The organism is Serratia sp. C2(1) (assembly GCF_036352655.1).
Classification (GTDB): domain Bacteria; phylum Pseudomonadota; class Gammaproteobacteria; order Enterobacterales; family Enterobacteriaceae; genus Serratia; species Serratia inhibens.
On record NZ_JAZFBA010000002.1, the window covers coordinates 151963 to 177340 of the forward strand.

Here is a 25378-nt window from a genome sequence, read left to right on the forward strand (position 1 = left end):
TCCCTGCGCTCAACGGTCGGCTAACCTGCCATGACGCCCACCAGCCTCAAGCTTAGGATGTAGCGGTATTTCAGTCCTCCAGCAGCCACCATACCGCTTCGAACGGCCGCAGGGTCATCGCTTGCGGCTGGTCCGCCGCATCGGCGTAGTTGCCCATCAGCGGGCGCCACTGAGCGGAGGGCTCCACGCCTTCGGCTTCCCAGGCCAGCGGTTCGCGGCTCAGGTTGGCGGCCACCAGCAGACGCTGCCCGTTCCAGCTACGCTGGTAGCACCACAGCGCCGGGTGCTCAGGCGCCAGATCCTGATAGTCGCCGTGGGTCAGCAGCGGATACTGCTTGCGCAGGGTAATCAACTGGCGGTAGGCGTAAAACACCGAATCCAGATCGGCCAGCGCAGCTTCGGCGTTGATCTGCGGGTAGTTTTCCGCGCAACCGATCCACGGCGTGCCTTGGGTGAAACCGGCGTTCGGCGCGGCGCTCCACTGCATCGGCGTGCGGCCGTTATCGCGCGATTTACCGGCCAGGATCGCCAGCAGCTCGGCGTCGCTCTTGCCCTGGGCGCTCAGTTCGGCATACATGTTCAGGCTTTCTACATCGCGATATTGCCCGATGGCGCTAAAGCCCGGGTTGGTCATGCCAATCTCTTCGCCCTGATAAATATACGGCGTGCCCTGCATGCCGTGCAGCACCATGGCCAGCATTTTGGCGGCCGGCACCCGCAGTTCGCCCTCATCGCCGAAGCGCGAGACGATGCGCGGCTGATCGTGGTTACACCAGAACAGCGCGTTCCAGGCGCGGTTATGCATACCCTGCTGCCAGTGGCGGAAAATCTGCTTCAGTTCGACGTAATCCGGCGCCGCCAGCGTCCATTTTTCGCCGCCGGCGTAGTCCACTTTCAGATGGTGGAAGTTAAAGGTCATCGACAGCTCTTCGCCGCTGCGCGCCGCATACTGTTGGCAATGTTCCAGCGTGGTGGAAGACATTTCGCCGACGGTCATCAGGCCGCGCGGCTGGAACACGTCGCGGCTCATCTCTTGCAGGAATTCGTGAATGCGCGGGCCGTCGGTGTAGAAACGGCGGCCGTCGCCCTCGGGGTCGGACGGAAAATCCTGCTGCTTGGAGACCAGGTTGATCACGTCTAGACGCAGGCCGTCGACGCCCTTGTCCGCCCAGAACTGACAGACTTTTTTCAGCTCCTCGCGCACCGGCGGGTGTTCCCAGTTGAGGTCCGCTTGTTCGGTGGCGAACAGGTGCAGGTAATACTGGCCGCTGTCGGCGTGCCACTGCCAGGCGTTGCCGCCGAATTTGGAACGCCAGTTGTTCGGCAACGCATCGCCTTCGCCGTCGCGCCAGACATAGAACTGGCGGAACGGGCTGTCAGGGTCTTGCGAGGCCTGGAACCACGGGTGTTCGGTCGAGGTATGGTTGAACACCATGTCCATCACGATGCGGATGCTGCGCTGGTGGGCGGCGGCGATCAGACTATCGAAATCCTCCATGGTGCCGTAAGCCGGGTCGATGGCGCAGTAATCCGCCACGTCATAACCGTTGTCCACCTGCGGGGAGACATACACCGGCGTCAGCCAGATGGCGTCGACGCCCAGTTCCTGCAGATAGTCCAGCCGCTGGGTCACACCGGCCAGATCGCCGTAGCCGTTACCGGTGCTGTCCTGAAAACTCTTCGGATAGATTTGGTAGATGACACCGTTCTGCCACCAGGGGATTGGATTGCTCATAGTTATACCTTTGAATCGTGACAACGGGCCCGATACCCTTCATCTTTCAAACTGCAGCGTTGTTGGCTGCAGCCTGAAAGCTATTGGATATTTGCGACCCCTACATTTCAATCAGACCGGCAGTTCGCCGCGGGCGGCTTTGCGTTTGTAGACCATGATGGTCAGCAGCATCGGGATCACCACGGCCACCACAATTGCCGCCGAGTAAACCAGCCAGAACTGCGGTTTGATGGACAGAATACCCGGCAAACCGCCGACGCCGATGCCATTGGCCATCACGCCGTCCAGGCCGCAAATCAGGCCGGCGAAGGCGGAGCCGATCATCGCGCACAGCATCGGGAAGCGGTATTTCAGGTTGATCCCGTACATCGCCGGCTCGGTGACGCCCAGGTAAGCGGAAATTGCCGCCGGTACCGAGATTTCACGCTCGTTGGCCTTGCGGCTGATGATGATAATGCCCAATACCGCAGAAGCCTGCGCAATGTTGGACAGCGCAATCAGCGGCCATACCGGGGTGCCGCCCATGCTCTGGATCATCTGCATGTCGATAGCCAGCGTGGTCTGATGCACACCGGTAATCACCAGCGGCGCATACAGGAAGCCGAACAGCGCGGCGCCAATCGGGGCGAAGCTGCCGGTCATGACGGCTTTCACCGCCCAGGCTACGCCATCGCCGATCATACGGCCAAACGGCCCGATCAGCGCGTGCGCCAGGAATACCGCCAGCAGCAGTGAAACGACGGGCACCACCACCAGATACAGGTAATCGGGCACGATCTTTTTCAAGCGGGTTTCAATCCAGCCCAGCGCCATACCGGCCAGCATGGAAGGGATCACCTGCGCCTGATAGCCAACTTTCTGAATGGCGAACCAGCCGAAGTTCCACACTTCCGGTACTTGCTGCCCGAGTTGGTAAGAGTTCATCAACTGCGGGGAGACCAGCGTGACGCCCAGCACGATGCCGAGCACCGGCGTGCCGCCCATTTTTTTTACCGTCGACCAGCAGATGGCCACCGGCAGGAACATGAAGATCGCTTCACCGAGCAGCCACAGGAAATCGTAGATGGTTTTCCACGCCGGGTGCATTTGCGCCAGCGTCTGGCCGCCGGACATCGGGATGTCGCCGATCACGTTGCGGAAGCCGAGGATCAAACCGCCGCTGATCAGCGCCGGCAGCAGCGGGAAGAAGATTTCGGCGAAGTGGGAGATAGCCCGCTCGCTCCAGGTCATGTTCTGGCGCGCCGCTACCTTGGCTTGTTCCTTGTCGGCTTCGTTGACGCCGGTGGTGGCGATCAACGCCTGATAGTAATCGCCGACCTCCGGGCCAATCACCACCTGGAACTGCCCAGCGTTAGTGAAGCAGCCTTTGACCATCGGCAGGGTTTCTATTTCTTTCGGGTTGGCTTTGGCGGGGTCGTTAAGGACGAAACGTAACCGGGTAATGCAATGGCTGACGGTGGCGATGTTATCGCGTCCGCCCACCAGCACAATCAGGCGGTCGATATCCTGTTGCTTAACTTTGCTCATTATAAAGTACCTTTTTTGGGTAAGGCGCAGAGGTGTTGGCTGAGTAATGATCAAAGCTTAGTCATTCCCTTTTTTTTATGGAATGGGAACGTTCCCGGTTTGGGGCGACGATCACAAAACGATAAAAAATGACCGCATTATGCGTTCTGCCCGGGGGGCAACAATCTCGGATCGAGGGTGCGCCGGCAAAGCCGCCAAAATATCCTGCAGACTCCGGCGGGTTGTATTATCCTGTACCGGAATAACAAAGAGTTACCTCTCTTATTGGGCAAGAGGTCGGTTGCAGACTGCTGACAAAGCCCGTTATTAGGGAGAGCGTGCCGAAGGGGTCGTAGCGGCTTGCCGCCGGAGCGCCCCTCGGTGCGCTAGGCCCGGGTATCTCGGGTTCAAAGACAACTTTGTCATCAAACTCAGTTACCTTTCCCTTATTGGGCAAGAGGTCGGTTGCAGACATCGATACTCAATGCTTTTTCAACGTGATGCCGGTGGCGGTATCGCAATACACTTTTCAAGGAAGAATAATGAATCTGATAGCCCGCCGTACCCTTATCTTGTGTTCCGCGCTGTTCCTGAGCGCTTGCGCCAGCCAGCAAACCAGCCCTGAACGTCACGCCCGGCATGCCATTCACCAACTGGCCCAGGCGCACTTTGATCCCAATACCCGTACGCAGATTTCGGACTCGATAAAATCGTCCATTCCGTTTTTTGACCAGTTCTATCAGATAGGGAAAACCGATCGGGCCAATGGCATGACGCGCCAGCAGGCACAGCAGAGGGAGGCCGAGTTCCGCAGCCCTGAATTCCTCAGTGACGTAGGGCAAAAAGGCATATTTATCAATCGCAAATATTCGACGGATAACCCGCAGAAACAACGGCAGATCCTGCTGGATTCAGCCGTTGCCACCTACTGGGATGGTTACGAAGGGCGGCCTTGAAGGGCATAGATAATGGATAGCATAGTAAGAGGCTATTAATGAAAACGCCCAACAAACGAGAATTTGTTGGGCGTTGTTTTAAATTCAACTCATCAGAAGGGCAGGGGAATTAAAGCAGATTGAATTTCTCCAGAATCGCTTTCACTTCCTTCCTTAGCCCGGCTTCATCCAGTTCATAATCAACACGGTCTGAATCTGGATTATAAATTTCAGCTGCCATAAATAATTCTTCACCACAATTCAAAACGTCCTTGTCTTGATCTTTAATACCGTACAAATTATTTCTTTCAATGCATATATCTTCAGAAAATTGAAGCGCATTAACTTTTGAATTCAAAAAATTCCTTGCTAATTCGATTACCGCCATCTTGTTCATAAATCACCTGTTTCTAAATAGATTCTGCCATTATCCGCATCGGGGTTTATTTTCCATCCTGAGAGGAAATCGCCGTTGGCTTTGAGGATAACAACCCTCATGCTCTTGGGATTGAAGTAAACTTTAGACCCTTTTTCCCGTCGGTATGTTCCCCTCTCAACGGTCTCTTTATCTGCCAAATGCGCATTGACTTCATCACGGAATTTTGTCAGCGTTTCACGATTTTTCTTTGTGTCACTGATACCAAAATCAATGGCATGCTTGAATTTTTTATCCAGTTGTTTGCGGGTAAATCGTCCCGAATCAAGCGGATCACTCTGCATTACATAAATCGGCTCGACGCCGCTGCCCGTGGCATCCGGCTGCCAGTAGATGAAGTCCTGCAGCTCCTGGACGACATCCGCAGGGAAGGTCGTGACCACTATACTATCAGCCTGCCTGACATTGGTTCCGGTATGTACTGGCGTGACGGGGGCAGGCGAACTGTTTCCGGTACTCACCACGGCGATAAATAATACGTACGAGACAGATGCCATCAACAAAAACGCCCAACAAACTTGCGTCTGCTGGGCATTTTTTTAAATTAATTTTGAGTCTGTCTTTAATTCTGTGTAATTGCCACCATATTAAAGGTGATCGCTCCGATGGTCACCGAAATATAAACTTCCCTCAACATCTCAAAATCAGGCAGGTAAACAAATTTATAAACAGGCTTAAACGCTACCCTGACGGATAGCGTTATACTCAGAACTCAGATCGCCTTAACTGTCTTGGTCACCATGTATCGTTATACTCAAATGCAATGAAATAATCATATTTTCCCATGTCAATTTTATGAGTAATGTGATTTTGAACTGGAGTAACCCATTCGTTCACCAAGTCGAATATCCCGTTATTGATGATGTTATCTTCTTTCGGGCTGATTGTTTCATTGATAAGAAAATCATCATCGCCAAAATCTTTGGAGTATTCTTGACCGACCAACAGCTCTGATTTTTTATCGTACCAATTAACTTTTAATTTCAATCCCATGATGTTAATCCCTTATAAATACTTTTTGATGTTACGCTTCGGATCAGCAGGTTTCAGCTGCTCACCTGTTTTCGGATCAAACGCCCCAATATGCTGACCGTCACTGGCACGATAACCTTCCACCTCTGCGTGCTGATAATCCCACTCGTAAATTTTTCGGCCTTTATCCCCCAACCAGCGCTCACGTTTACCACCTCCACCTTGCCTAGGTGTCTTAGGTTTGGTGTCTTTTAATTCACCTAACCCTTTAATATCTTAGGTTTTAGGTGCGGGATGATAATCATGACCTTTTTCTTTCACGCCTTTGCGATTGCTACTCAGCATCACATAAATTGCTTCTACACCCGACCCTGTGGCATCCGGCTGCCACAAGATAAAATCTTGCAGATCCTGAACGACATCCGTAGGGAAGGTCGTGACCACTATACTATCAGCCTGCCTGACATTGGTGCCGGTATGTATCGGCGTCCTGGGGCCCGGTGAACCGTTACCGGTATGCGAAGGTGCTGCTGGGCCCGTCGGTACCGGGTTTATCAGTGCCCACGAATAACGTGCTCAGTGTTAAAAACGCTCTTTGAACATCAATGTGCAGAATAAAAACGTCCAACAAACTTTCGTTTGCTGGACGTTGCTTAAATGACCACTAATACTTAACAGTCATAAGGCGGTTCAATGCACGGTTACCCCTGCTTGAAGCCGGGCTTACCGTTTTTGGCGCGCCATTCTGTGACTTCTTTTACAATACCTTCAGGACTATCTTCGCGATCATCCCGTGGATAATAAATAAGGTCAGAACCATCAGGATGTTCAGTTAGTCGACGAAATTCATCAACTAACTTATCATCATCATCCTCTGTTGCTCCCGCCGCTAGGCAAATTTTCCTGACAAACTCTAAAAAATCAGCCTCGGTATAATCAGAAATCGTTTTCTTCTCCATATTACTTACCCTCTTTATGGATCTCAATATGACGCCTCGGCGTAGTTATGCTTAAATTATCAACATCATAAACAGCACCATTATCTTTTATTTGCTTAACATGGTGAAGTTCAAAACGTTGACGACCACCAACTCGCTCCGATTCTCGAACAAATGGTGACTTGCCATTTTTAATGTTCGTTTTATTCTGGTTTTTAAATTGCTTACTTAGTGCAGGGTCGTTCCCCACCTCCTGCCAGAAAGCCTTGCGAAAAGAATCAAAGCTCGCAAACTCCCGGCCACGCAGTTTGTCAGCTATCTGGCTAGGAACCGGTGAGCCCAGTTCCTGACCCGCTTTGCTCAGCCAGCCGTCACCTACTTGTTGTCCCTTGCCACTGACCTTCCCCGGCATATCACGCGGACTGCTCAGCATCACATAAATTGCTTCTACACCCGACCCTGTGGCATCCGGCTGCCAGTAGATGAAGTCCTGCAGCTCTTTAAGGTCATCCGCCGGGAAGCTGGTGGTAACTATACTATCAGCCTGTTTTACTGTCGTGCCAGTATGTACTGGCGTGACGGGGGCAGGCGAACTGTTTCCGGTATGGGGAGGTGCTGTCGGCCCGACCGGAGCTGGGTTAATCAGGATGGTTCGCGACGGTGTACCTCCCACCGCAGGAAGCGTAATCCTATCCAGCCCGGTTTTCTCATCACGTACCGCCTTTAGAACAGGCACGCTCGCGGGTACGCCACCTATACTCGTTTTAACCAGCCTGACCTGTTGCTGACCATTCTCCATAACTAAAGAGCCACGGACCGGTAAGTCGACAGAGTGCATTTCCGGCGAAATGCTGACTTTGCCGGCAGCAATTAGATTAGCCTGAAAGCCAAACATGACAATATCGCGTCCGTAAAGCTTGTCGCTGCCTTTCCCTGCTTCTGTGGGCCAGAAGCCCATAACTAAAGCGCTAACAGTTGCCCCTGCGGTGCTGACGGTTGCGGCCTCAGCTAACGCAATAGCTCCTCGCCACACAGCCCCGGCTATTGAGCCCGCTAACTCACTGGTAGTGGTGAGAACGCCTTCGGCGGCAGTTGATAGCTGTAACATCCCTGGGGCACGATTTAGCACCATAGCTCCCACAGCTGCAAGGGACGCTTGAGCCGATTTAACCATTTCAGGTGTGTAGACCGGAGTAGGCTTTACTCCAGCTTTGGTCATTAACTCCGCTGTTTTCGCTCTAGCTTCCGCTTCGGCTCTTACTTTAGCTTCCGCTTCGGCTCTTACTTTAGCTTCCGCTTCGGCTCTTACTTTAGCCTCCGCTTCGGCTCTTACTTTAGCCTCCGCTTCGGCTCTTGCTTTAGCCTCCGCTTCGGCTCTTGCCTTGGCTTCTGCGTTGGCTTTTGCCCTGGCCTCTGCTACCTTCTCATTTTCTGGACGATATTTTTCCAGTACCTCTCCGCGGTTTATCCTTTCAATATCCTTTTTAGTATTTTCAATATTGGCAATAGATATCGCAAGATTATTTTTATCTTCGGATATCAGTTGGTTCGTTTTCTCCTTATCTACCTCCCTTTTCTTTATATAATTCTTGGCATCATTTGCATCGTTTTCATTAACAGGCCACCATATTCTTCCATTATTGAGTATAATATCGGATTCGATGTATTTAACTGCGTTTTCCTCTGCGGAAATTCTCGCATTTATTTCATCTTTAATCGCATTCTGTAATGCCAGTAGTAACTTAGCCCTTTCTTGTGCCGGAGAGTTCTTGCTGTTATTAAGTGCTATCTCAGCATCTATCCTCTTATTCTGAAAGCCACTCAGACTTTCATCAAGGGTCAGTTGCTTCTGATGAGCTTCATCAACGGCTATGGTGAGCTCATATTGGTGGATTTTAGCCACGTTTCTGGCCATATCTAAAGCATTCACCGTCTGAGAGACCGAGTCTGGCCTGAATACCAGCGACATCCCTAATCCGTTATTGATGGTGTTTAAATTTCCACTGATTGTTCCACCTTCATAAGCCTCAACGCCCATGGCCGGCTCTGTCGCACCTGAATTGTCTCCTGGTATAAAACCTCGCTGCCAGCTACCGTATTCATTAAGGTAATAACCTGCAGCAGTTAGCTTTCCTACGTCAATAGCCATAAAAACTCCTTGTAGATAATTCTCTTTATTTATCCATACGCGGTAATGCTATTCGTTCAGTGCATTTCGCTCTGAGAAATTCGGTAGTGATCTGTTCACTGTTTTATTTGTTTGGCAGCATGGTTATCTTCAATGCATGAAGTTGGGAATCCAACTCAAGCCGGGCATCGCGTTCTTCCTTTAACGCTTCGATCAAAAGGGCGACTACGCCGTTAATATTAATTCCACGGGCATCTTGCAGAACGCTGCCGTCATTTAATTTCAGTTCAGTGGTGGTGACGGATTGAGGTAATACGCTTTCCACTTCCTGGGCGATTACGCCGGCCTCAGGAACGCCTTGTTTCAGGTAGGTATAGCCACTGATTTTTCCCAACTTATCCAGCGCACCGTCAATTTTCACGATCTCAGTTTTCATGCGAATATCTGAGCTGCTGTTCCAGCCCCCATTCGCGTACGCATAACCTGTATCCAGGAATTCATACCAGGTTTCCCGACTACTACTGGCAACATGGATCCCCATAAGGTTACTCTTCCCAATGCGTTCATAATGGTAGAGTTCTGAATACAGGCCATTATCCCCTTGAATGCGTACCCCTTTTGTATATCGAGCTGAATTGTTATTAACGTGTTGGGTACCTGTCGCCAAAATCCAGCCATTGATATTGCGCTTGACCAGTTGCCCTACCGAAAGCTCAGCGTTGGCTCTTACCTGAATTTCGTTCCAGTTGCCCAGTCTGTCGCGGTATGAAATCAGGCCGCAATCTTCTTTGCCCGGGATAATCCGTGACCCCATCATCATCGTGGTGGTGACGTTGTCGCTGATGAAATCGGAATGCACAGGCGGTGCGCCGTACGTCTGCCCGCTGATAAGAGAAGCGGGGCCAGTGGTGACCGCGCCAATGCCGGCGTTATGCGACACCAACGCGCCGCCCGAGACATCCAAGCCGTTACGCAGCGACACGCGGCCGGTAGAGAGGCTAAAGGAGAAGGGGCGCAGCGTGTTCCACTGCCCGTCCTGCGCCTGTCCGTCCGGTGTGCTCAGGGCGTAAAAATCTTTGCCATCATTACGCAAGATTACGCCAGTATTGCCGCATGCCAGGCGAAAACCGTTCGGTGATTTGGAGACAATCTCACCGTCGCTGACAACGCGTTTGCGCAATGTGGACAGTGATTTCAGTTCAGTGATGTCTTCATTAATGCCGTTAAGCACCTGAGCATTTTTCTTTTCTTCAGCCATGATGAATCTTCCTTTTTGACACTCTGTTATTTGATGGCTAACAGCATCCGGTATCCTTCCGCCCATTCTGGCTATTGGTGTTCACGTTCCGTGTGCTGCCAAACCGCTGGAACACACAATAAATTACTGTATGTTTAACCAGTATATTGGTGCTGTGGACGACAGAGGTCAATCAGGAAAGGCTATCCGTTGTTGTGTGGTGGCTGATACAAAATGGCGATGGGTTTATGCCCACCGGGTGTGGGCAAGAACCGAGGATGCGGGTAGGGGAATTATGCGGGCAAAGCCCCGCCGTCAGGCGAGTTTGCTGGGTACGATGATGTGGCGGATGCCCTGTTCGCCGCTGAGCTGGCCCAGCAGTTGTTGAGCGGCCTGCAACCCGGCGCTGCCGTAGCCCAGTTCTACCGAAAACGTCTCGGGGAACAGGAAGTTAAGCAGCGGCGTATTGCCGATGCCACAGACTTGCAGCGGGGCGATGTGCTGCTGTTGCAGGTATTTGATGGCGCCGAGGGCGATGGTGTCGGAGGCGCACACCAGCGCGGTGGTCTGCGGGCCAATCACTTCGGCGGCCAGTTGAAAACCGCTCTGGTAGCTCAGTTCGCCCAAGGCGACGCTCGGGGTGATCCGCTGCTGGCGGCAGGCGTCGAGATAGGCCTGATGGCGGCGCAGGCCGGTAGTGGCATCGGCAAGTTGCACCCCAAGATAGCTGATATGCCGGTGGCCTTGCTGCTGCAGGCGTTCCATCAGCAGCCGAACTGCGCCATCGTCGTCGTAGCAAACCGAGGAAAAACCTTCGTATTCGCGCGCCAGCACCACCATTTTTTCCTGCCAGGGGCTGAGCATGGCCGCCGTCAGGCCGGTGAAACCGAACAGGATCACCCCGTCGACGTTGCGCTGTTGCAGCACGTGCAGATGCTCTTCCACCAGGCGGGTTTCAAACTGGCTTTCCATCACGATCGGGTCATAACCCTGCTGATACAGCAGCGGCAGCATGGTGCGCACCGCCTGGTTTTCCGACGGCGAATCGAGACGGGAAACGATAATCCCCACCACTTTGTCGCTCTGCCCGCGCATGGCGCGCGCCGATTTGGACGGCGTAAACCCCTGCTGGCGGATCACCGCTTCTACCCGTTCACGGGTTTGCGGGCTCACGCTGCCTTCGTTGTTCAATACGCGCGATACGGTGGATTTCCCCACGCCGCTCAGGCGGGCGATGTCCTTGATGGTCAGCCGGTTTTGCATGGTTTACTTATCGTTTAGGTTAAAAGGCGTAATCTGGCGGCCTACGATGAATGCCCGTCAGCATAGCCTATTTTCCAGTACGGATCTTGGTGCAATACGGGGTCTTCGTACTGCGCTGAACGGCCGCTCTTGTCGTTCGATCTTTTTATTTACCGGAGGTTATTACCCGTATGGATCCCGATCCGACCCCAATAGACCCCCATTCGGTGTTCCGGTAAAACCTCTCCGCTTTGCGCTGCTGTTTTACCGGTGAAATAAACGGTAACCGGTCGCGCGCGCTCTGTCGTTCGCTCCTGCTGCTTTTAAAAATACAAGAATCTGCCCCGGCAGAGGCTTTTTGGCGTGTCCGAAAGCGTCGCCCGGGCGAATTGTGCGTTTACCCGCCGCCGTGAGGCTGCGGGTGACGAGGTGCGAATAATGAAACTTAAAAATATCCCCCGTCAGCTGCTGGGCCTGCTCAGCCGCAATTTGCCGCGCCGGCTGATTCGGCGCGATCCTCTGCTGGAAGGCGTCAGCGGCACAGCGCATGAATTGCCCGCAGGCATGGCCCAGCAGCGGCTGGAATGCGCCGTCGCCGACGCGACCCAGCTTTACGAACGTTTCCATAGCCACCCGGAAGGCATTACCGCCCATGAGGCGGAGCAACTGCGCCAGCGCTTTGGCGCCAACGTGATTGAGAACCAGCAGGCGGAGTCCTGGTGGCGCCATTTGTGGCACTGCTATCGCAACCCGTTCAATCTGCTGTTGACGGTGCTGGGGCTTATCTCCTACGCCACCGAAGACCTGACCGGCGCGCTGGTGATCGGCCTGATGGTGCTGATCTCCACGCTGCTGCATTTCGTTCAGGAAGCGCGTTCCAACAAGGCGGCGGACGCGCTGAAAGCGATGGTCAGCAATACCGCCACGGTCATACGCAGCGACGCGCTGACCGGTAAAAGCGAACACCTTGAACTTCCGATTGCCCAGTTGGTGCCGGGCGATGTCATCAAGCTGGCGGCGGGGGACATGATCCCGGCGGATCTGCGCGTGCTGTCGGCCAAGGATCTGTTTATCAGCCAGGCGGCGCTGACCGGCGAATCTCTGCCGGTGGAGAAGATCGCCGAACCGAATGGGGTGGAGGAGGATCCGCTGGCGTGCCGGAACCTGTGCTTTATGGGCACCAACGTGGTGAGCGGCACCGCGCTGGCGATGGTGATCGGCACCGGCGGCGACACCTATTTCGGCCAGTTGGCGCAGCGCGTCACCAGCCAGGATGAACAACCGAACGCCTTCCAGAGCGGCATCAGCAAGGTCAGCTGGCTGCTGATCCGCTTTATGCTGGTGATGACGCCGATCGTGCTGCTGATCAACGGCTACACCAAGGGCGACTGGTGGGAAGCGGCGCTGTTCGCGCTGTCGGTGGCGGTGGGGCTGACGCCGGAAATGCTGCCGATGATCGTGACCACCACCCTGGCCAGAGGGGCGGTGAAGCTGTCGCAGCAGAAAGTGATCGTCAAACGCCTGGACGCGATCCAGAACTTTGGCGCCATGGACATTCTGTGCACCGACAAAACCGGTACCCTGACCCAGGATAAAATCGTACTGGAACGCCATACTGACGTGTTCGGTGCCAACAGCGACCGGGTGCTGCGTTACGCCTGGCTGAACAGCTTCTACCAGACCGGGCTGAAAAACCTGCTCGACGTGGCGGTGCTGAGCTGCGCGGAGCAGAACCAGCAGCCGGATGCGCTACAGCATTACCGCAAGGTGGATGAGATCCCGTTTGATTTTGAACGCCGCCGCATGTCGGTGGTGGTCGCCAAAGACGCGCAATATCACGAGTTGATCTGCAAGGGCGCGCTGGAGGAAATGCTGGCGATTTGCAGCCACGTGCGTCAGGAAAATGACGTCATCCCGCTCAGCGATGCGCTGCTGGCGCGCATTCGGCGCATTACCGACGATCTTAACCAGCAGGGGCTGCGGGTGGTGGCGGTGGCCAACAAGATCCTGCCGGCGCAGGCGCATGAATACGGCGTGGCCGACGAATCCGATCTGATCCTCGAAGGCTACGTGGCCTTCCTCGATCCGCCAAAAGAGAGCACCGAACCGGCGCTGGCGGCGCTGAAGAAAAACGGCGTGACGGTGAAGATCCTCACCGGCGATAACGAGCTGGTGGCGGCCAAGGTCTGCAAAGACGTCGGGCTGGCGGCAGATCACGTGCTGCGCGGCAGTGAAATCGAACAGATGACGGACGAACAACTGGCGCAGGCGGCGGCGCGCACCACGGTGTTCGCCAAACTGACGCCGATGCACAAGGAGCGTATCGTCAAGCTGTTGCGTCAGCAGGGGCACGTGGTCGGCTTTATGGGCGACGGCATCAACGACGCCCCGGCGCTACGGGCGGCGGATATCGGCATTTCCGTCGATTCGGCGGTGGATATCGCCAAGGAAGCGGCAGACATCATCCTGCTGGAAAAAAGCCTGATGGTGCTGGAGCAGGGCGTGATCGAGGGGCGCCGCACCTTTGCCAACATGCTGAAGTACATCAAGATGACCGCCAGCTCCAACTTCGGCAACGTGTTCAGCGTGCTGATCGCCAGCGCTTTCTTGCCGTTCCTGCCGATGCTGCCGTTGCATCTGCTGATCCAGAACCTGATGTACGACATTTCTCAGATCGCCATTCCGTTCGACAACGTCGACGAGGATCAAATTACTCAGCCGCAGCGCTGGAACTCCAGCGATCTGGGGCGGTTTATGGTGTTCTTCGGGCCGATAAGCTCGATCTTTGACGTGCTGACCTTCTGCCTGATGTGGTGGGGATTCAAGGCCAATACGCCGGAAATGCAGACGCTGTTCCAGTCCGGCTGGTTCGTGGAAGGGCTGCTGTCGCAAACGCTGATTGTGCATATGATCCGCACGCGCAAAATTCCGTTTATCCAGAGCCGCCCTTCATGGCCGCTGTGCATCATGACGTTGGCGGTGATCGCCACCGGCATCGGCCTGACCTTCTCGCCGTTGGCAGGTTTCTTGCAATTGCAGGCGCTGCCGCTCGGTTATTTCCCGTGGCTGGTGCTGATCCTGGCCGGTTATATGGTGCTGACCCAGTGCGTGAAAGGCTGGTTCGTGCGCCGCTACGGCTGGCAGTAATCCCTCAAACCCTCTCTGCGATGCAAGAGAGGGCCTCTGTGATCCACTCCGTCGGCTCACATTCATTCGCTTTTTCGGCTGCCATTCACCGTCATTTTGTTAGCGTCCAATTGCGATGTGAAGTTGTAGACAACCTGCACAATGACACCTTTTTCGCTCTTTAAGGTTCTTACCATCACGGTTTCCGTGAGATCTGCACCGCGCCAGCATACATTGTCAATATTGCAGTTGCCCTGGCGTTCGTAGCCGATTGATGTCAGGTAATCGTCAATTTTATGGGTATCCTCGGTACCGTAAAATTTCACTGCATACACATGCGTTGCAGGGCCCGTGATGTTGGCGAAATCGAAGTCATAACGGGGGGTAATACGGGGAATTTTTCTCAGAATCTCGGGCGTATAAAAATCATATTCCCGTTTATTTTGTTCGGTATAGTGCGCGCTGCCGGCAAACTCCATCTGCATATAGGGCCAGATATACGCGAGCGCAGCAGCACTCATGATAGCAACGACGCTGAGCAGCTTAAGTGATTTACGCATAGGGTAATGTTCCCCCTTTCGCTTTATCAATGTATGAGCCATCAGCGCTGGCGATGCCAACGATTCCCGAACGGAAGTCACTCCAGGGTCTGACTGTCTTCATAAAATTCGGCAGAATGCCTCTACGTGGCTTGGCGTTGGGGAACTTCTCAGGGGCGGGGAATAATAGCGGTGAAAAGGAATCGTTTTTCCAGGAGCCGATCTTCCCGTAGTGATCCCATCTTTTTAGCGCTTGGGCCTTACTGACTGGCCGCAACATTTCAAAGGGATTTTGAATGGATACAACGCGATAAAAGCCCAGCAGATCCGAAACCAAATCCTCTCCGCTGAATCCACTGTCTGTAACGACGTTGATCGGGAATGATGCCTGAAGTCCTTCAAATTTTCGGGCTAACGACATCATCATCGCAAGTGCAATGCTCTGGCGTTCGAAATACGAACGGCCTCTTTTAATACGCCAGGTAATAAATTTACCCATTTTCATGGTGTAAAACGGATCAACCATAGACTGCGAATAGGTAATATCGTACCAATCCTGACCAGAAAATTCCCCGGCCTCAATACTTCTCAACACGGTTTTGATGTCAGTACCCTGTGCATGGCCCAGATCAATCCATCCAAGAACTTCTGTGTAGATCAAGCCATAGGGACTGCCATATTCCCGGCCATCAATGATGTCGTTACGCTTACTCATCCTTGACCCTTTTTCCTGTTTGATTAACTGATGAATTTTAACATGTCAGCCGGTCATTACATGGCGGGGATATCCTGTTAAGAAAAGTGGCCGAAGTAGCATCCATTCATTACACGTTATCGGATGTCAGTCTGTGCAAAAAACAGGTTTGATGCCGGATCCCGTTTCTCTGGTAGAGAGAGACGAAGTGGTGATTGCGGCGGTTTACCCGCTGGAGGCGCTGCTGCGCGCCTGCGCGATCGGATAAAAGGGGGATTTAGGGCTCGGCATGCTGAGCCCTAAAACAACTTACAGCTGCAACGGCGGCAGCTGTTTGAAAATGCTGACCAGCCCTTCGCCCCAGCCTTTGCGAATGGCGCTGAAGTGCGGGTGATCTTCGGTAATGCGGTACTGCTGTTGGCTGCTGAAACTGTCGCGCGGGTAGATCATCACGTCGAGCGGCAGGCCGACCGACAGGTTGCTGCGCAACGTGGAGTCGAGAGAAATCAGCGCGCACTGCATCGCCTGCTCCAGCGGGGTATCGTAATTCAGCACCCGATCGATAATCGGCTTGCCGTATTTGCTTTCGCCAATCTGGAAATAGGGCGTATCCCGGGTGGCTTCGATAAAGTTGCCCTGCGGGTAGATATGGAACAGCCGCATCTCTTCGCCGTCAATCTGGCCGCCGAGCAGCAGGCTGCAACTGAAATCGGTGGTGCTGCCGCTCTGCTGGGCTTCGCTGTCGCGCAGGATCACTTCGCGCACCGTTTCGCCCACCAGCGTGGCGGCTTCATACAGGTTGGGCACGTTGAGCAGGTTGGGGCGATCGGCATCCTTGCTGCGGCGCAGCAGCAGGCTGATGATGCTCTGGGTGGTCGCCAGGTTGCCGGCGCTTTGCAGCACCAGCGTGCGCTCACCGTCCTGCTGGAACACGTGCAGCTTGCGGAAGGTGGAGATATGGTCCACTCCGGCATTGGTGCGGGAGTCGGAAGCAAACACCAATCCGGATGACAAGCGCATGGCCACACAATAGGTCATACCAAAATCCTTCAAACGCGAAATAACACCGTGCTCGATGACGGCACGCCGGAAAAACCCAGCGTGCCGCAAACCGCGGCATTCGGCAAGGGGATGTTATTGCCCCTGCGCCTGGCCGGCCGGCATCATCTGCACCGCGGCCACCGTCTGCATATCCTCGCTGCCGCCGCCGAGCCTGATGCCGCGTACCGGGCAGGCATCCAGATAATCGATCCCCACCGCCAGCTTAAGATGCTGGTTCGGCAGGCGGGTGTTGTTGGTGACGTCGAAGCTGTGCCAGCGTTCGTCCACCCAGGCTTCCGCCCAGGCGTGGGTGGCGACGTGGGCGGTATCTTCGCTGTAAAGGTAACCGCTGACGTAGCGCGCCGGAATATTCAGGCTGCGGCAGCAGGCCAGAAAAACATGGGTATGATCCTGGCAGACGCCGTTGCCGGAAGCGAACGCCTGGGCGGCACTGTCGGTAACCTCGGTGGCGCCCGGCGTGTAAGGCATCTTCAGCAACAGATCGCCCATCAGTTTTTCCAACCCGGCAAGCAGCGTTTCGGGTTGGTAATAGCGCAGCGCGAAGGCCTGGATGGCGCTGTCGGGCTGGGTCAGCGGGCTGTGGCGCAGGAACACCAGCGGCGAGAGATGCCCCATCGTCGGGTCTTCTACGCCGTCTTCAATCTCCACCACGCCGTGGGCCTGAATGGTGATCGCCTGATGTGGGTGATCCAGCGTCAGTACGTGCAGCACATTGCCGAAGGCGTCGGTGGTGCACACCGCGTCTTCCGGCAGCGTTAATTGCCAGGAGATGATGCGCTGGTGTTGCGAATCCTGCGGCGTCAAACGCAGATATTGGGTGCTGCGCTTCACCTGCTGGGCGTAGGTGTAGTGGGTATTGTGCTCAATGTTCAGTTTCATTGCGCCTCCAGGTAAGTGTGATGGATGCTTTCCGCGATGCCGTTGATCTGCCCAAGGAATAAACCCAGCCAATCATTCAGCCCCACCTTGTTCAGATCCTTCATGCTGCTGAAACGCAGTGCGGCGTGTAGCGTGTGCGCCAGCCGGCGCGGCTCATTGGCACTGTTGCCGCCAATTTGCTCCAGCTGTTGCACCATGTCGCCGACGCAGGCCAGCAGAGAGCGCGGGATTTCGTTACGTAGGATCATCAGTTCGGCAATGGTTTCCCGGCTGAGCTGTTGCTTGTAAATGCTGTGATAGGCTTCGCGTGCGCTGACCGCCCGCAGCAAGGTGTCCATGCGGTAATACTCGCGCACCGGATCGCTGTCGTTATCCAGCAACTCGTTTTTGACGCCGAGCAGGCGTGCGGTGCCGTCTGCCCGCTCCAGCAGGGTGCCGAGGCGGATAAAGCACATCGCATCGCTGCGCAGCAGGGTGCCGAACATCGCACCGCGGAACAGGTGCGAGCGCTCCTTGACCCAGTCGAAGAAGGCGTCGGCACCCACCGACCCTATGCCCTGGCGGCGGATCAGCTTCATTTCGATCCAGGTGGCGTTAATGCATTCCCAGACTTCGGAAGACAGGCTGCCGCGCACCGCATGGGCGTTGTTCCAGCCCATTTGCAGGCAACTGTAGATGCTGCTGTGGTTGCGGCTGTCGAGCGCAAAAAAGCTCACCAAATTGGCCATCGTCAGATCGGGATAGGCGGCGGCGTACAGTTGCCCGGTGCCGGTCAGGTTGAGCGGCACCTGCAGATCATGATCCTCGCTGCCGCGGATCGGCATCATCGACAGTTTGTTGGTCACGTCGAGCACCCGGGCGATGCTTTCCGCCCGCTCCAGATAGCGGGCCATCCAATAGAGTTCACTGGCAGTTCGGCTCAGCATGCGTCATCCTCCAACACCCAGGTATCCTTGGTTCCCCCGCCCTGTGACGAGTTGACCACCAGTGAGCCTTGCGCCAGCGCTACGCGCGTCAGGCCGCCGGGCACCAGGCGAATTTCCGCGCCGCTCAGGGCAAATGGCCGCAGATCGATATGACGCGGCGCCAGGCCGTCGTTGACGAAGGTCGGGCAGGTCGACAGCGCCAGCGTGTTCTGCGCAATGTAGTTGTGCGGTTTGGCCAGCAGCAGGGCGCGGAAGTGGGCGATTTCGTCTTTGGTCGCCGCCGGCCCGATCAGCATGCCGTAACCGCCGGCGCCGTGAACCTCTTTCACCACCATTTGCTCCAGGTTCGCCAGCACGTACGACAGCTCATTCTTGTGGCGGCACTGCCAGGTGGGCACGTTGTTGAGGATCGGCTCTTCCTGCAGGTAGAAGCGCACCATGTCCGGCACGTAAGGGTAGATCGACTTGTCGTCGGCCACGCCGGTACCTATGGCGTTCGCCAGCACCACGTTGCCGGCGCGGTAGACGGAAAGCAGCCCCGGCACGCCGAGCATCGAGTCCGGGCGGAACGCCAGCGGATCGAGGAAGGCATCGTCCACCCGGCGGTAGATAACGTCCACCTTGCACGGCCCGGCGGTGGTGCGCATAAACACCGCGCCGTCCTTGACGAACAGATCGGCGCTTTCAACCAGCTCCACGCCCATCTGCTGCGCCAGGAAGCTGTGTTCGAAATAGGCGCTGTTGAAACGGCCCGGCGTCAGTACCACCACGGTAGGATCGTTAATCGGCGAGCTTTCGCGCAGGGTTTGCAGCAGGTGCGACGGGTAGCGCTCCACCGGGGCGATGCGCTGCTGGGCGAACAGCTCAGGGTACAGGCGCATCATCATCTTGCGGTTTTCCAGCATGTAGGACACGCCGGACGGGGTGCGAAGATTGTCTTCCAGCACGTAATACTGGCCGTCGCCGTTGCGCACCATATCTACGCCGACGATATGCGCGTAAATATTGCGATGCAGATCGACCCCCTGCATGCAGGGCTGATACTGATCGTTAGCCAGCACCTGTTCCGCCGGAATAATCCCGGCTTTCAGAATATGTTGTTGATGATAGATATCGTGCAGGAAGGCGTTGAGCGCCTGTACGCGCTGGCGAATGCCGCGATCGAGCATTGCCCATTCGCCGGCGGGGATGATGCGCGGCACGCTGTCGAACGGGATCAGCCGTTCGGCGCCGTCATCCTCTCCGTAAACATTAAAGGTAATGCCCACCCGGTGAAACAGCAGTGCAGCCTCTTCTCTTTTGCGTTGAATGGCCTTTTGGTCGGCCTGTTGCAGCCAATGCCAGTAAGCTTCGTAGTGGCCTCGGTGTTTACCCTCAGCCAGAAGCATCTCATCAAAAAACGGTGAAGCGGACAGATCGATATTTAGCATCGTCACCTCGTTGACATTGCAGGCTGTAACAGGATCGAGCATAAAATGTGCCAAAATGTGAAAGGGACGAAAACCGGCGTAAAAAGCGGGAAAAAGGCAGGGGAAAGCGCGATTTGGGTGCAGGAGCGGCGAGCGCTGCCTTAAAATGGGGCGAAAATGGGGGGCGTTGGGGGCACTATGATCCTTGATAGCGCACCTTGACGGATCGTTGCTTCAGGCAGGGCAAATAAAAACGGCCAGCCGATGGCTGACCGTTAGGCGCGGGGTCGTGGCATTAACGACGAACGGCGATGGCTTCGATCTCGATTTTCACGTCTTTCGGCAGACGGGCCACTTCGACGCAGGAACGGGCCGGGAACGGCGCGTTGTGCTCGGTGAAGAAGCTTTCGTAAGCGGCGTTTACGGTGGCGAAATCGTTCAGATCTTTCACGAAGACCGTGGTTTTCACGATGTCGGCGACTTTCAGGCCGGCGGCTTCAACGATCGCCTTAACGTTTTCCAGCGACTGGCGTGCCTGTGCGGAAACATCGTCGGCCACTGCGCCGGTTTTCGGATCCACCGGGATCTGGCCGGAAGTGATGATCATGCTGCCCAGATCAACGCCTTGCACGTAAGGACCAATGGCTGCCGGGGCGAGTTCAGTGCTGATGTTACGTGACATTTTTTCTCCTGATATACCCTTCGTCTTTCAAACCGCAGCGTTGTTGGCTGCGTACGCTCACCCCAGTCACTGACTTGAGTCAGCTCCTGGGGACTCTCGTACTTGCCGCCTGGCTGCGGCTCGAAATCCATTGGGTAGCAACGTGGGTAGATTATCTTCAGGGACTCATTATAGGGAGTGACGCGCGGATTAACAGCGTCGTTCCCGGCAAATGGGCATATTTCAATCCGCCTGCAGCACCACCTGATGGTCGAACTCTTTCTCGCAGTAGCGGCACTTCAGGTGCACGTCGCCGTCGCGGGATTTCACGCCAAAGCTGGACGCCACCGGCTCGCTGCGGCTGATGCAGTTGCCGTTCGGGCAGGTCAGCACGCCGTCGATATGGTCCGGCAGGCTGAGGGTCAGCTTGCGCACCACTTCGTAGTTGTCGATGCGGTTCACCGTGGCTTTCGGCGCGTACATCGCCAACTGGTTGGCCTGCTGCTCGGTCAGGAAGGTATTCTCGATTTTGATCAGGTCTTTACGGCCCAGCTCGTTGGAGGGCAGGTTCAGGCCGATGGTGATGCGCTGGTCGGTGGCGGTCAATTTGAACAGCGTCAGCAGTTTAAAGCCCACCTGCGCCGGGATATGGTCAATCACCGTACCGCACTTGATCGCTTCAACCTGCAGTTTGTTATCCTGAGTCATGACGGTTCCCCCTTAAAGAGCCAAATCTGCGTTTAATACCAGCGCCAGCAATGCCTGGCGGGCGAAGATGCCGTTGCCTGCCTGCTGGAAATAGTAGGCGTACGGCGTGGTGTCCACGTCGGTGGTGATCTCGTCAATGCGCGGCAGCGGGTGCAGCACTTTGAGATTGGCGCGCGCGCCGGCCAGATCCGCCGCGCGCAGCACGAACTGCGCCTTCACGTTGGCGTATTCCGAAGGATCCAGACGCTCTTTCTGCACCCGGGTCATATAGAGAATATCCAGCTCCGGCACCACTTCTTCAATGCTGCTGTGCAGGCTGTACTCGATGCCTTTCTCTTCGAGCATTTTCAGGATGTAAGCCGGCATCGCCAGCGCATCCGGAGCGATAAAGTAGAAGCGATTGCCGTCGAACTTGGCCAGCGCCTGCGCCAGCGAATGTACGGTGCGGCCGTATTTCAGGTCGCCGACCATGGCGATATTGATGTTGTTCAGGCGGCCCTGGGTTTCCTGGATGGTGAACAGGTCGAGCAGCGTTTGGGTCGGGTGCTGGTTGGCACCGTCGCCGGCGTTGAGCACCGGGATGCCGCCGGAAAACTCCGTTGCCAACCGCGCGGCGCCTTCCTGCGGATGACGCATCACGATGGCGTCTACGTAGGTGCCGATGACCGAGATGGTGTCGGCCAGCGTTTCGCCTTTCTTGCCCAGCGACGTATTGCTGCCGTCGGCAAAGCCGACCACCGAGGCACCGAGGCGGTGCATCGAGGTTTCAAACGACAGGCGGGTACGGGTCGAGGCTTCGAAGAAGCAGCTGGCGATCACCTTGTGTTTGAGCAACTCGGGCTGCGGGGTGGCTTTCAGGCTGGCGGCGGTGCGCAGCACCAGCTCCAGATCCTCGCGGCTGAGATCGTTAATAGAGATGATATGTTTGTGATACAGCGGGTTGGCCATTTTTCACTCTCCTCGACGTATGCCCGTGGCACGGGGATGCCCGTCATCTTTCGAACCGCCGCGGTGTTGGCTTCCCGCTCTCCCCCCAGTCACTGGGTTGACTAAGCTCCTGGGGATTCCATCGGTTGCCGCCTGGCTGCGCCCCGAAATCTCTTGGGCATAATTTTTAAGGCAAAAAAAAGCCCCTCAACGAGGGGCTTGAAACGATCGGTTTAGCAACAGGAGAAACAACGGCAGCTGGCCGCCGATTGGCGGTCGGTTTTGTCGGTTGCGGCTAACAAAACACATGGCGTTTTTCATGCTTTCTCCTGGCAAATTGTCGCGCATTATACTCGCGCTTTTCGCCACTGCAAGCGCTAAAACGCCGATTTTTGCCGCTTCGCAATCGATTGGCCGGCGATGGCCGCCCGCCGGTTATTTGCTTACGCGATCGTAGTAGACCATGTCGGCGTTCAGACCCTGCTGGTAGCCTTTGACGTTATCGCGCAGCACCACTTCGGTTTTGGCCTGATCGATAAACACATACGGCGAACTGCGTTGCAGCTCCTGTTGCATGGCGGTGTACAGCGCAGTGCGTTTGGCCGGATCGGCTTCGGCCACCGCCGCCAGCGTCTGCTTGCTGAGCTGCGGGATCTGCCAGCCATTGAGGCCCGCTACCGTGCTGGCCTTGCCGTCGTTATAGGCGAAGGCGCTGGCGTTGGAGTGAGCGTCAAAGTAGTCCGGGATCCACAGACGGATCGCTGCCTGATGCTGTTTGGCGCGCACCCGCGAATACACCTGGCTGCCGGCGGCCGGCAACAGATCCAGCTTCACGCCGCCCTGGGCAAAACTGGCCTGCAACGCCTGGGCGATGGTGATAAACGGCGGCTTGTTCTCCACGTCCAGCGTCAGGGCCGCGTTGGTGATGCCGGCCTTGGCCAGGATCGCCCTGGCCTTGGCCGGATCGAAGCTGAACGGGTTGTCTTCCAGCGCGCCCGGCAGCCCGACCGGCAGGAAGCTCTGATGCACAAAATACTGGCCCTTCAGCAGATCCTTGGTGATGCCCTGGTAATCGATCAGATAGCGTGCCGCTTCCCAGAAGGCCGGGTTTTTCAGCAGCGGATTGGCGGCGTTGCCGGTGTTGAACACTAAATAGTTCTGCTCGGCGGACGGGATTTCCAACACCTTCACGCCCGGCTGATTTTTTAACGCCAGAGTCTGGTCCGGGCCAAGTTCACGCGCCACATCGGCGTCGCCCTGTTGGATCAACAGGCGGCGGGTGGCCGGGTCCGGTACGCTTTTAATGATGATGCTGTGCAGCAGCGGCTTGCTGCCCGGTGACGTTGAATTGGCGTCCAGCACGATCGCCTGATGCGGCTGGTAGACGCGCATTTTGAACGGCCCGCTGCCGGCGGAGTGCATTTTCAGCCAGGCATTGCCGTAGTCGCCGTCTTTGGCGTTCGGCTGCACCGCCTTGCTGTCGACGATCGAGGCGATCGGCGTGGAGAGAATGTTCAGCGCCACCGACGGGCTGACGTCCGCCGTCCAGCTCAGTTGCAGGCTGTGCTCGTCGATTTTCTTCAGCTGCGCGTCGATGTTGTCCGGCTGCCAGCCAAGCACGTTGAGGATAAACGCCGGCGATTTGTTCATTTTCACCGCGCGGCTGTAGGAGAAGATCACGTCGTCGGCGGTCAGCGGGTTGCCGGAGGCGAACACCGCCTGCGGGCGCAGCTTGATCGTCAGGGTTTTTGCCGCCGCATCGCCCTGCCAGCTTTCCGCCAGCACCGGCACCACTTTCGCCGGATCATCGCGATCCGCCTGCACCAGCCGCTGATACAGGCTGGGCACGGTCTGGATGCTGGACAGCTCGTTGGCTTCCGCCGGATCCAGGCTGACGATATCGTCCAGCGATTGCACCACCACCAGCGTGTTGGGCGGGGTGGCGGCGAGCGCAGAGGCGGACAGGGCGGCAAGCATTAACAGCGGCAGGACGTTGGCTTTCATCGGTGTATATCCCCTGAGGGCGCCACGCATGGCGCTGAGAAGTGTTTGTTATCGTTGGTTTTCGCACCACGGTAGAACCTTTGCCCAACGCTGGCAAAGGTCAATCGGCTATTTGATATGACAAGAATATATTAGGCGCGCCGGCCGGGGGTTGCCAGAGCGAGGAAGGGGTTGGGACGCACAGCCAGCATGGCCATGCGTCCCATTGCCTGTGCGTGACGCGCCCCGGCAATATGCTTTAAATCGTTTCGCTCAGCGTGGCGACCATCACCGCCTTGATGGTGTGCAGGCGGTTTTCGGCCTGATCGAACACCACGCTGTGCGCGGATTCGAATACTTCATCGGTGACTTCCATGCCGCCCTGCAGCCCGTATTGTTCCGCCATCTGTTTGCCGAGGGTGGTTTGGTCGTCGTGAAACGCCGGCAGGCAATGCAGGAATTTGACGTTCGGGTTGCCGGTCAGTTTCACCATCGCCATATTGACCTGATAGGGTTTCAGCAGCGCGATCCGCTCCTGCCAGGTTTCTTTCGGTTCGCCCATCGACACCCACACGTCGGTGTACAGGAAATCCGCGTCCTTCACCCCTTCGGCAATGTCTTCGGTCAGGGTGATCTTGGCGCCGGTCTGTTGCGCCAGCGCCTGGCACTCGGCCACCAGCTCCGACTGCGGCCAACAGGCTTTCGGCGCCACCAGGCGCAGATCCATGCCTGCCAACGCGGCAGCTTCCAGCAAGGTGTTGCCCATGTTGTTGCGCGTGTCGCCGAGGTAAGCGAATTTCACCTCGTTCAAGGGTTTGCCCGGCAGCTGTTCCTGCACGGTGAGCAGATCCGCCAGCAGCTGGGTTGGGTGGAATTCATTGGTCAGCCCGTTCCACACCGGCACGCCGGCGTGGGTGGCCAGGGTTTCCACCAGATGCTGGCCGTAACCGCGGTATTGAATACCGTCGTACATCCGGCCCAACACGCGGGCGGTGTCTTTCATCGATTCTTTATGGCCGATCTGGTTGCCGCTTGGGCCGAGATAGGTGACCTGGGCGCCCTGATCGAAAGCGGCAACTTCGAAAGAGCAACGGGTGCGTGTCGAGTCTTTTTCGAAGATGAGCGCGATGTTCTTGCCCTGCAGACGCCGCGTTTCCTTACCCTGCTTTTTGGCCTGCTTCAATTCGGCCGAAAGCCGCAGCAGCGCCAGCAGCTCTGTCGGCGTGAAATCCATTAACCTCAGAAAGTGACGTTTGTAGAACGGGTTCATCGTACTCATTTCCGCATGTCCTGATCGTTTTAATTGAATTAAAATTCACTTTATATGTATGAATA

Annotated in this window: 22 protein-coding genes and 1 pseudogene; 2 read left to right on the forward strand and 21 right to left on the reverse strand. The window is 55.9% G+C overall.

Annotation, left to right across the window (positions count from 1 at the left end; translation table 11 throughout):
* Nucleotides 1-70 precede the first annotated feature (70 nt).
* Both treC and treB read right to left on the reverse strand, forming a co-directional pair.
* Nucleotides 71-1735, reverse strand: a complete 1665-nt coding sequence (treC, locus tag V2S86_RS16305; protein WP_330763306.1) for an alpha,alpha-phosphotrehalase — start codon at nucleotides 1733-1735, stop codon at nucleotides 71-73.
* A gap of 111 nt (nucleotides 1736-1846) precedes the next feature.
* A complete protein-coding gene (treB, locus tag V2S86_RS16310) occupies nucleotides 1847-3262 on the reverse strand; it encodes a PTS trehalose transporter subunit IIBC (RefSeq protein ID WP_006323319.1) in 1416 nt (471 codons plus the stop codon).
* A gap of 521 nt (nucleotides 3263-3783) precedes the next feature.
* On the opposite strand from treB, the gene V2S86_RS16315 reads away from it, so the two are divergent.
* A complete protein-coding gene (locus tag V2S86_RS16315) occupies nucleotides 3784-4197 on the forward strand; it encodes an Exc2 family lipoprotein (protein ID WP_073439998.1) in 414 nt (137 codons plus the stop codon).
* 109 nt (nucleotides 4198-4306) lie between these two features.
* Here the strand turns inward: V2S86_RS16315 and V2S86_RS16320 are convergent, their stop codons facing one another.
* The 8 genes and pseudogenes from V2S86_RS16320 to treR form a co-directional block, all read right to left on the reverse strand.
* Nucleotides 4307-4573 (reverse strand): colicin immunity domain-containing protein, encoded by a 267-nt coding sequence (locus tag V2S86_RS16320; protein WP_330763307.1) that lies wholly within the window; start codon nucleotides 4571-4573, stop codon nucleotides 4307-4309.
* Nucleotides 4570-5109, reverse strand: coding sequence for an S-type pyocin domain-containing protein (locus tag V2S86_RS16325; protein ID WP_330763308.1), 540 nt, complete (start codon nucleotides 5107-5109; stop codon nucleotides 4570-4572). Before V2S86_RS16325 ends, V2S86_RS16320 begins: the two co-directional genes overlap by 4 nt.
* A 238-nt stretch (nucleotides 5110-5347) precedes the next feature.
* A complete protein-coding gene (locus V2S86_RS16330) occupies nucleotides 5348-5605 on the reverse strand; it encodes a colicin E3-like toxin immunity protein (protein WP_062869385.1) in 258 nt (85 codons plus the stop codon).
* Nucleotides 5606-5617: 12 nt separating this feature from the next.
* Nucleotides 5618-6142 (reverse strand): annotated as a pseudogene (locus V2S86_RS16335) (colicin E3/pyocin S6 family cytotoxin); the annotation flags it as partial.
* A gap of 143 nt (nucleotides 6143-6285) precedes the next feature.
* Complete coding sequence (locus tag V2S86_RS16340; protein ID WP_004952985.1) at nucleotides 6286-6543, reverse strand: bacteriocin immunity protein; 258 nt, start codon at nucleotides 6541-6543, stop codon at nucleotides 6286-6288.
* Between the two features lies 1 nt (nucleotide 6544).
* The gene (locus V2S86_RS16345) at nucleotides 6545-8671 is read right to left on the reverse strand and encodes an S-type pyocin domain-containing protein (RefSeq protein ID WP_330763309.1); all 2127 of its coding nucleotides are present in this window, start codon (nucleotides 8669-8671) and stop codon (nucleotides 6545-6547) included.
* 103 nt (nucleotides 8672-8774) lie between these two features.
* Complete coding sequence (locus V2S86_RS16350) at nucleotides 8775-9908, reverse strand: tail fiber domain-containing protein (protein ID WP_330763310.1); 1134 nt, start codon at nucleotides 9906-9908, stop codon at nucleotides 8775-8777.
* 294 nt (nucleotides 9909-10202) lie between these two features.
* Nucleotides 10203-11150 carry a trehalose operon repressor TreR gene (gene treR, locus V2S86_RS16355; RefSeq protein ID WP_330763311.1) on the reverse strand — a complete coding sequence of 316 codons (948 nt, stop codon included), beginning with the start codon at nucleotides 11148-11150 and terminating at the stop codon, nucleotides 10203-10205.
* A gap of 417 nt (nucleotides 11151-11567) precedes the next feature.
* Here treR and mgtA point away from each other — a divergent pair, with 417 nt between their 5' ends.
* Entirely contained in the window at nucleotides 11568-14276 is a 2709-nt protein-coding gene (gene mgtA, locus V2S86_RS16360; protein ID WP_330763312.1) for a magnesium-translocating P-type ATPase, read from the forward strand.
* A 62-nt stretch (nucleotides 14277-14338) separates the two neighbouring features.
* Here mgtA and V2S86_RS16365 read toward each other — a convergent pair whose 3' ends face one another.
* The 11 genes from V2S86_RS16365 to argF all read right to left on the reverse strand — a co-directional run bounded on the left by V2S86_RS16365 (nucleotide 14339) and on the right by argF (nucleotide 25322).
* Complete coding sequence (locus V2S86_RS16365; protein WP_330763313.1) at nucleotides 14339-14815, reverse strand: hypothetical protein; 477 nt, start codon at nucleotides 14813-14815, stop codon at nucleotides 14339-14341.
* Nucleotides 14808-15509: a hypothetical protein gene (locus V2S86_RS16370; RefSeq protein WP_330763314.1), complete on the reverse strand. Its 702-nt coding sequence runs from the start codon at nucleotides 15507-15509 to the stop codon at nucleotides 14808-14810. Before V2S86_RS16370 ends, V2S86_RS16365 begins: the two co-directional genes overlap by 8 nt.
* A gap of 288 nt (nucleotides 15510-15797) precedes the next feature.
* Nucleotides 15798-16526, reverse strand: a complete 729-nt coding sequence (locus tag V2S86_RS16375; protein ID WP_004953000.1) for a proteasome-type protease — start codon at nucleotides 16524-16526, stop codon at nucleotides 15798-15800.
* 96 nt (nucleotides 16527-16622) lie between these two features.
* Nucleotides 16623-17429 carry a transglutaminase family protein gene (locus V2S86_RS16380; RefSeq protein ID WP_330763315.1) on the reverse strand — a complete coding sequence of 269 codons (807 nt, stop codon included), beginning with the start codon at nucleotides 17427-17429 and terminating at the stop codon, nucleotides 16623-16625.
* Nucleotides 17426-18355, reverse strand: coding sequence for an alpha-E domain-containing protein (locus tag V2S86_RS16385; RefSeq protein WP_330763316.1), 930 nt, complete (start codon nucleotides 18353-18355; stop codon nucleotides 17426-17428). Before V2S86_RS16385 ends, V2S86_RS16380 begins: the two co-directional genes overlap by 4 nt.
* A complete protein-coding gene (locus V2S86_RS16390; RefSeq protein WP_311994173.1) occupies nucleotides 18349-19785 on the reverse strand; it encodes a circularly permuted type 2 ATP-grasp protein in 1437 nt (478 codons plus the stop codon). The genes V2S86_RS16385 and V2S86_RS16390 overlap by 7 nt, the downstream gene beginning before the upstream one ends.
* 274 nt (nucleotides 19786-20059) lie before the next feature.
* On the reverse strand, nucleotides 20060-20446 hold the full coding sequence (gene ridA / locus V2S86_RS16395; protein ID WP_004953012.1) for a 2-iminobutanoate/2-iminopropanoate deaminase: 387 nt from the start codon (nucleotides 20444-20446) through the stop codon (nucleotides 20060-20062).
* Between the two features lie 222 nt (nucleotides 20447-20668).
* A complete protein-coding gene (gene pyrI, locus V2S86_RS16400; RefSeq protein ID WP_330763317.1) occupies nucleotides 20669-21133 on the reverse strand; it encodes an aspartate carbamoyltransferase regulatory subunit in 465 nt (154 codons plus the stop codon).
* A gap of 12 nt (nucleotides 21134-21145) precedes the next feature.
* Nucleotides 21146-22081 (reverse strand): aspartate carbamoyltransferase, encoded by a 936-nt coding sequence (gene pyrB / locus V2S86_RS16405; RefSeq protein WP_330763318.1) that lies wholly within the window; start codon nucleotides 22079-22081, stop codon nucleotides 21146-21148.
* Between the two features lie 414 nt (nucleotides 22082-22495).
* Nucleotides 22496-24064, reverse strand: a complete 1569-nt coding sequence (locus tag V2S86_RS16410; protein WP_330763319.1) for an ABC transporter substrate-binding protein — start codon at nucleotides 24062-24064, stop codon at nucleotides 22496-22498.
* Nucleotides 24065-24302: 238 nt separating this feature from the next.
* Complete coding sequence (argF, locus tag V2S86_RS16415) at nucleotides 24303-25322, reverse strand: ornithine carbamoyltransferase (protein WP_330763320.1); 1020 nt, start codon at nucleotides 25320-25322, stop codon at nucleotides 24303-24305.
* Nucleotides 25323-25378 lie beyond the last annotated feature (56 nt).

Bases quoted from the DNA above. Each gene is read 5' to 3' on its own strand.
- treC (WP_330763306.1), bottom strand. From the start codon at position 1,735: ATGAGCAATCCAATCCCCTGGTGGCAGAACGGTGTCATCTACCAAATC.
- treB (WP_006323319.1), bottom strand. From the start codon at position 3,262: ATGAGCAAAGTTAAGCAACAGGATATCGACCGCCTGATTGTGCTGGTG.
- V2S86_RS16315 (WP_073439998.1), top strand. From the start codon at position 3,784: ATGAATCTGATAGCCCGCCGTACCCTTATCTTGTGTTCCGCGCTGTTC.
- V2S86_RS16320 (WP_330763307.1), bottom strand. From the start codon at position 4,573: ATGAACAAGATGGCGGTAATCGAATTAGCAAGGAATTTTTTGAATTCA.
- V2S86_RS16325 (WP_330763308.1), bottom strand. From the start codon at position 5,109: ATGGCATCTGTCTCGTACGTATTATTTATCGCCGTGGTGAGTACCGGA.
- V2S86_RS16330 (WP_062869385.1), bottom strand. From the start codon at position 5,605: ATGGGATTGAAATTAAAAGTTAATTGGTACGATAAAAAATCAGAGCTG.
- V2S86_RS16340 (WP_004952985.1), bottom strand. From the start codon at position 6,543: ATGGAGAAGAAAACGATTTCTGATTATACCGAGGCTGATTTTTTAGAG.
- V2S86_RS16345 (WP_330763309.1), bottom strand. From the start codon at position 8,671: ATGGCTATTGACGTAGGAAAGCTAACTGCTGCAGGTTATTACCTTAAT.
- V2S86_RS16350 (WP_330763310.1), bottom strand. From the start codon at position 9,908: ATGGCTGAAGAAAAGAAAAATGCTCAGGTGCTTAACGGCATTAATGAA.
- treR (WP_330763311.1), bottom strand. From the start codon at position 11,150: ATGCAAAACCGGCTGACCATCAAGGACATCGCCCGCCTGAGCGGCGTG.
- mgtA (WP_330763312.1), top strand. From the start codon at position 11,568: ATGAAACTTAAAAATATCCCCCGTCAGCTGCTGGGCCTGCTCAGCCGC.
- V2S86_RS16365 (WP_330763313.1), bottom strand. From the start codon at position 14,815: ATGCGTAAATCACTTAAGCTGCTCAGCGTCGTTGCTATCATGAGTGCT.
- V2S86_RS16370 (WP_330763314.1), bottom strand. From the start codon at position 15,509: ATGAGTAAGCGTAACGACATCATTGATGGCCGGGAATATGGCAGTCCC.
- V2S86_RS16375 (WP_004953000.1), bottom strand. From the start codon at position 16,526: ATGACCTATTGTGTGGCCATGCGCTTGTCATCCGGATTGGTGTTTGCT.
- V2S86_RS16380 (WP_330763315.1), bottom strand. From the start codon at position 17,429: ATGAAACTGAACATTGAGCACAATACCCACTACACCTACGCCCAGCAG.
- V2S86_RS16385 (WP_330763316.1), bottom strand. From the start codon at position 18,355: ATGCTGAGCCGAACTGCCAGTGAACTCTATTGGATGGCCCGCTATCTG.
- V2S86_RS16390 (WP_311994173.1), bottom strand. From the start codon at position 19,785: ATGCTAAATATCGATCTGTCCGCTTCACCGTTTTTTGATGAGATGCTT.
- ridA (WP_004953012.1), bottom strand. From the start codon at position 20,446: ATGTCACGTAACATCAGCACTGAACTCGCCCCGGCAGCCATTGGTCCT.
- pyrI (WP_330763317.1), bottom strand. From the start codon at position 21,133: ATGACTCAGGATAACAAACTGCAGGTTGAAGCGATCAAGTGCGGTACG.
- pyrB (WP_330763318.1), bottom strand. From the start codon at position 22,081: ATGGCCAACCCGCTGTATCACAAACATATCATCTCTATTAACGATCTC.
- V2S86_RS16410 (WP_330763319.1), bottom strand. From the start codon at position 24,064: ATGAAAGCCAACGTCCTGCCGCTGTTAATGCTTGCCGCCCTGTCCGCC.
- argF (WP_330763320.1), bottom strand. From the start codon at position 25,322: ATGAGTACGATGAACCCGTTCTACAAACGTCACTTTCTGAGGTTAATG.